At 50.3% G+C, this 5,458-nt stretch carries 7 protein-coding genes; 2 read left to right on the top strand and 5 right to left on the bottom strand.

Annotated features, from left to right (window positions below; translation table 11 throughout):
- Nucleotides 1-201: 201 nt before the first annotated feature.
- On the bottom strand, nucleotides 202-420 hold the full coding sequence (locus VF260_00550; GenBank protein HEX7055673.1) for a hypothetical protein: 219 nt from the start codon (nucleotides 418-420) through the stop codon (nucleotides 202-204).
- 118 nt (nucleotides 421-538) lie between these two features.
- Nucleotides 539-1,159 (bottom strand): stage II sporulation protein M, encoded by a 621-nt coding sequence (locus VF260_00545; GenBank protein HEX7055672.1) that lies wholly within the window; start codon nucleotides 1,157-1,159, stop codon nucleotides 539-541.
- Nucleotides 1,160-1,265: 106 nt separating this feature from the next.
- Between VF260_00545 and pdaB the strand changes: the two genes are divergently transcribed.
- Entirely contained in the window at nucleotides 1,266-2,033 is a 768-nt protein-coding gene (pdaB, locus tag VF260_00540) for a polysaccharide deacetylase family sporulation protein PdaB (GenBank protein HEX7055671.1), read from the top strand.
- A 6-nt stretch (nucleotides 2,034-2,039) separates the two neighbouring features.
- Here the strand turns inward: pdaB and VF260_00535 are convergent, their stop codons facing one another.
- Nucleotides 2,040-2,627 (bottom strand): KinB-signaling pathway activation protein, encoded by a 588-nt coding sequence (locus VF260_00535; protein HEX7055670.1) that lies wholly within the window; start codon nucleotides 2,625-2,627, stop codon nucleotides 2,040-2,042.
- A gap of 163 nt (nucleotides 2,628-2,790) precedes the next feature.
- Between VF260_00535 and gerD the strand changes: the two genes are divergently transcribed.
- Nucleotides 2,791-3,459, top strand: a complete 669-nt coding sequence (gerD, locus tag VF260_00530) for a spore germination lipoprotein GerD (GenBank protein HEX7055669.1) — start codon at nucleotides 2,791-2,793, stop codon at nucleotides 3,457-3,459.
- A gap of 43 nt (nucleotides 3,460-3,502) precedes the next feature.
- Here the strand turns inward: gerD and VF260_00525 are convergent, their stop codons facing one another.
- Nucleotides 3,503-4,618, bottom strand: a complete 1,116-nt coding sequence (locus tag VF260_00525) for an Mrp/NBP35 family ATP-binding protein (GenBank protein ID HEX7055668.1) — start codon at nucleotides 4,616-4,618, stop codon at nucleotides 3,503-3,505.
- Nucleotides 4,619-4,689: 71 nt separating this feature from the next.
- Nucleotides 4,690-5,458, bottom strand: a 769-nt coding sequence (gene cwlD / locus VF260_00520) for an N-acetylmuramoyl-L-alanine amidase CwlD (protein ID HEX7055667.1), incomplete at its 5' end; no start/stop codon positions are given.

The following is a 5,458-nucleotide window of genomic DNA, read 5'->3' as shown; positions in this document are numbered from 1 at the left end:
ATCAAGGAGAAATTTTTGCCGCCCGGCCATCCGGTCATGGTGTTTTCCGCAATCGCCAGGCTGTTTTATTCGCCTTGTTTGCAGCGGCGAGAACTAATTTACCACGCCGCATGACCCAAGTCAAGACCAATGTTTGGATTTCATGCGGGTTTCATGAAAAATAAACCCGCCTCTTAAAGCGGGTTAGTTTAAAAACGCTTTTCAATGATAGCTCTTGTTTCGCGCGTACTTCGACAACTCTTTTGGCGTGGCCACTCGCGCATACATTTTAAAGATCACCTGATACCTTGCCTCAATCGCTTCCCGTACGTCGCCGTTCATCCGATAATCGCTCAAATCGAGCAGCATCTCGTCCAATTCCTTGCGCAATAAAAATCCAAGCTCCCGGCATTCCCGATCATTGTATATCATTCCGAGCATAGCGAACCGGCAGTCCTCCTCCGAATGAGTTATATGTACGGCAAATCAACCAAGCGGCACGATTGGTTCATATAGGTGTGCGGTATTAATGTTATGCGCAGATGAAGCGCATTTTATGTCAATGCCCCATCAAGCTGTAGGTGACGGTGCTTTCGATGACGGCAGCGACCAACAATCCGACCGTCAACACCAGCATAAGCGGCAGCGTCATGCGAAAAAAATGGCGCAATTCCCCCGCCACCTTCTGCCGCCACGGTAATACGGCGAAGCTAAACGCCCACTTGCCCGTCAATACCCCAAATCGAAGTCCGTATGCGGAGGCCAGCAGAACCATCGGCAACTCAATGATTCCGTGCGGCAAAATGCCGAGGACGATCATTTGCGCCAAATTACCGCCATGCGCCATGGTGGATGCGGATAAATACCCGATAACCATGCCGTTGATCAATAGCGAAACAAGCGGAAACAACCCGAAAAATGCCCCGAGAAAAACAAAAAGAAGCGATTTGACCAAGTTGTTGAGAAAAATAAACAGGAAAAACATGAGTTGCGGATACGGCATCCGTTCCAACAGATCGGCAATGTTCCCGATACTTTCAACCTCGCCTTCCAACCATCCCCCGAGATGATCCGAAGTAAAACCCGCATATATTCCGATGCCAAAAACCAGTACCGCCGCGATGATATCATGTTTGCGCGCCCGCAAGTCGCGGGCAAAGTCACGAAACAGCATACCCATGCACAGTCCTCCTCAACAAATTGCGGCAAAAATAACCGCATACGCCGCTTGTACGAGCATATATTTTATTGGACAAAGATTAAACTTGAAAGGGCGGTCAAGTCAAGTGAACGTCTTCATTATTGTCAACAAAAAAAAATTGAAACGCGTGCTGTTCCTGGCGATAACGGCTATTTTCGCGCTGGGAGCGGCCTATTCCCAAAAAAACGGCATCAGCGTTTTTTCCCGGAATGAACCGGCGGCAATCTACAGCGTGCAAACCAGCAAAAAGGTCATTGCGCTTACCTTCGACATCAGTTGGGGGGAAAACCGCCTGGAACCGATACTGAACATTTTAAAACAAAAAGGCGTTACGAACGCGACATTTTTCCTTTCTTCTCCCTGGAGCAAAACACACCCCGAGCTGGTCAAAAAAATTGTCGACGGCGGGTTTGAAATCGGCAGCCACGGGCATAAATTCGCTCATTACTCCACATTGGAAGATAGCGAAATACGCAGGCAAATTGCCACCGCCCACCAAATTCTCACGGAAATGACCGGTCGGCCGCCCAAACTGCTGCGCCTGCCCAACGGCGATTTCGATAAAAGAGTGCTGCGAATCGCCGGCGAATTGGGGTATACGGTCATCCAGTGGGACACCGATTCGCTTGATTGGATGAACATCGGGGCGGATAACATTGTCAATCGTGTGGTCACAAAAGCCCATCCCGGCGACATCGTGTTGATGCACGCAAGCGACTCCTGCAAGCAAACCCACATCGCGCTGCCCGTCATCATTGACAAGCTCCGGGAAAAAGGTTACGAATTCGTCACCGTGTCCCAATTGATCAACGAAACGCAATTAAGCGGCCGGGAAGTAGAGGATAATCAATAGCTCCGGTTAAGCCCTGCTTCTAACCAACTTATGCAGCCGCAATATTTGCCATGCATTGCAAGCAAAAAGCGGCACGGACATAAACAGAAGCGAAGCGGCATTATCCATCCTGAGCGCCGGCATGGACTCCAGAATCGTGATTGCCGACATAAAAAACAACGTGGGAATCCATGCGGTTTTATTGGTCATTTTCACTTTCCAATACGCCACCAAAATCGTAAGAGCCAATACGATCGCAGGAAAAATGAAGTCCGCCGCCTGCGCCGTTCCGGCAAAATAAATATAGCGGTAAAAACCGGCGTTCACCAGAATGACAATCGTAAGAAAAAGCTGCAGCAAATTCCACCAGAACTTCTGCCCCAAAATGCCCACGGCAATATAATTCAGCGTCAAATATGCAAAAAGGCCCATCAAACTGAACATGGCAAACATCATGCCGGCAAGCGCCATTTCAAACAGATTAAACCCGACTGCGGAGCCGAAAAAGTGAAAGTCCTGATCCGTCAATTGCAGGCCAAGGCCGGCCAAAATGCCGGCAGCCATCCCAATCAAGAGCGTCGTCCCGAACAGCACAAGCAAATTTTTCAATGACACTTGCCCCATCTCCCAACTTCATAAATCCCGCTTTCAAGTATAGCAACCCTTTGTCAAAAAAGCCAACATTTGCGGCCCCAGGCCGGTTATAAATGCATTTTTACGCCGCATACTAACGCAAAAAAGACTTCGGCTTTATTTCTGACGAAGGGAGCAACGCCTTATGACACATCATCGACATTATCTTTCCAAAATAGCCATGGTTTGCGGCGCGATTGTGTCCTGCCTGCTGCTTTCCTCCTGCGGTTCCGGAAGTTCCGGGGGAGGCGGCATGATGAGTTACAAGGAAACCAAAGCGATGGTTATCGATATCCTGAATACCGAGGATGCCAAGAAAATCATCCAGAAATCCATATCCCAGAGTGAACAGGAAAGTCAAGGCGCAGGCGGAGGCGGCAGCAAGCTGCTCAGCACGCCGCAAGGCAAACAAATCCACCAGGCGGTCAAGGAGGTGCTGGCCGACCCCGCTTATCCGAAAATGCTTAAAGACATGATGACGGATCCGAAATTTGCCGGCGATTTCGCCAAAGCCATCAAGAAAGAAAACAAAGAAATCCAAAAAGATTTGATGAAAGATCCGGAATACCAAAAACTTGTTTTCGACGCCATGAAAAACCCCGACTTTGCCAAAATGCTGCTGGATGTCATGAAAGGACCGGAATATAGGAAACAGGCCATGAGCATCATGAAGGAATCGCTTGAAAGCCCGCTGTTTCGCATGGAACTCATGGATTTGTTCAAAAAGGTGCTGGAAGAGGAAACAATGCCGAAAAAGCAGCAAGGCGGCGGCCTAGGCGGGGGGGGAGGCGGTCAGGGAGGCCAAAGCACGTAAAAAAAATTGCCCGGAAGCAGGGCGCGCTTCCGGGCTAATGGCTTCATGAAGTTTTGGCGATTATGAGATCCGCCATTTCCAAATACATTTTGCCTGTTTCCGAATCTTCCTTATACACTGCCGGAGCGTAATCGGCTTCCAGCGGGTGATTGTCCGGCGCGCCGAGCGGAATTTGCCCAAGCAGTTCCGTTCCGAGCTCCTGCGCCAGTTTGGCGCCGCCGCCGCGGCCGAATATATAGTCTTTGTGTCCGCACTCGGCGCAAACATAATAGGACATGTTTTCCACCACGCCCAAAATTTCATGATTGGTTCCCCGCGCCATGGCGCCCGCTCTTGCCGCCACAAACGCCGCGGTGGAATGCGGAGTGGTGACAATGATTTCCTTGCTGTGCGGAATCATCTGATGCACATCCAGGGCAATGTCCCCGGTGCCGGGAGGCAAATCGAGCAGCATATATTCCACGTTGCCCCATTCCACTTCATTAAAGAAATTGCGCAGCATCTTGCCAAGCATCGGTCCGCGCCAAACGATCGGAGCGTTATCTTCCACAAAAAATCCCATGGAAATGACATCGACGCCGTTTTTCTGCACGGGAATGACTTTGCGGTTCACCAATTGCGGATATTCTTCGATGCCCATCAAATCCGGTACGCTGAAGCCGTAAATGTCACAGTCCATGATGCCGACTTTCTTGCCTCGTCTGGCCAAAGCAACCGCCAAATTGACCGTTACCGTCGATTTGCCGACGCCGCCTTTGCCGCTTGCCACCGCAATAAATTGCGTTGTCGCGTCTTTTTCCAGCAATTTGGGCATGCCCGCTTTGCGCATTTCATGCTGGACTTTGTCTTGCATGGCGTCATAGCCTTCCGTATGCGGTATTTCCTCAACCTTCTTTTCCCGGAAGGAAGACAACTCTTGCGCGGTAGCTTCCCGTATGCGAACATGCGCCGCTTTGATGCCGGCTTTCGCCAGCGCTGCCACGGCGAGTTTTTTATATTCATCTTTTGTATGGTCATCGGCTTTCGATAACACCAAAGTAATGGAGACGCTATCTTCGCGAATCATGATGTCTTTCACAAAACGCATGTCCACCAGACTTTTTTGCAGCTGCGGATCCTGCAGTTCGCGCAGCGCATCAAGCACCTGGTTTCTTTTCATAACGGCCACCCCAACTCGGTTAATAAGTGTGTTTTCCCCATTTAGCATTATAGCATATTTTTGCCGTTTGATTATGATCCAAGACCAACTCCTGAGTAAAATCGCAAGATGCCGCGATAAATCGCCGCCGCCATCTTTTTTTGATATTCGGGTTTCGCAAGCAATTTCGCTTCTTCCGGGTTGGACAAAAAGCCCGCTTCCACAAGCGCGCTTGGCACGTCCGAAGTGCGCAGCAAAAACAGGGTGCGGACCGTATTCGCCTCGCGGTCGGTGTTTTGCAGCGCCGCTTTGATTTCCGCCTGGATCGATTGCGCCAGCAGCTTGTTCATTTCGTTTTTCGGGTCGTAAAATGTTTGCGCGCCATGCCAGCGGGCGGAAGGAATGCTGTTCAAATGGATGCTGACCAGCAATTCGGCTTTTCGCGATTTGATCAGCCTGGCGCGGTTGACGAGGTCTTCGGTTTTTCTTTTGCTTAGTCCTGCCGTATTTTTATCCGCCAAATCTTTATCTTCTTCGCGGGTCATGACGACAACGGCTCCGGTTTGCTGCAAATAATCGCGCAGCATTTTGGCGATCGCGAGATTGATATTTTTTTCCGCAATCCCTTCGCTGCTCTCCGCCCCGCCGTCAGGTCCGCCATGCCCGGCATCGATCGCGATCACTTTGCCCGACAAGGGAAGCGACCACTGTTCCCAAACGAAGCCGCTTTTTAAATCCGAAGTGAAATACAAGAGCAAAAATGCCAGCGCAAATGCCAAAAGCGCCAATCTGGCCGCTCCACGGCGCGAAAGCCAGATCAGAATGCGGATTCGCCGCCGTCTTCTTTTCTTCATAAAAAAA

Source organism: Bacilli bacterium, from assembly GCA_036381315.1.
In the GTDB taxonomy this organism is placed as follows: domain Bacteria; phylum Bacillota; class Bacilli; order Paenibacillales; family KCTC-25726; genus DASVDB01.
The sequence above is the reverse complement of the archived record's forward strand: the minus strand, read 5'-3'. Positions and strand labels throughout refer to the sequence as shown.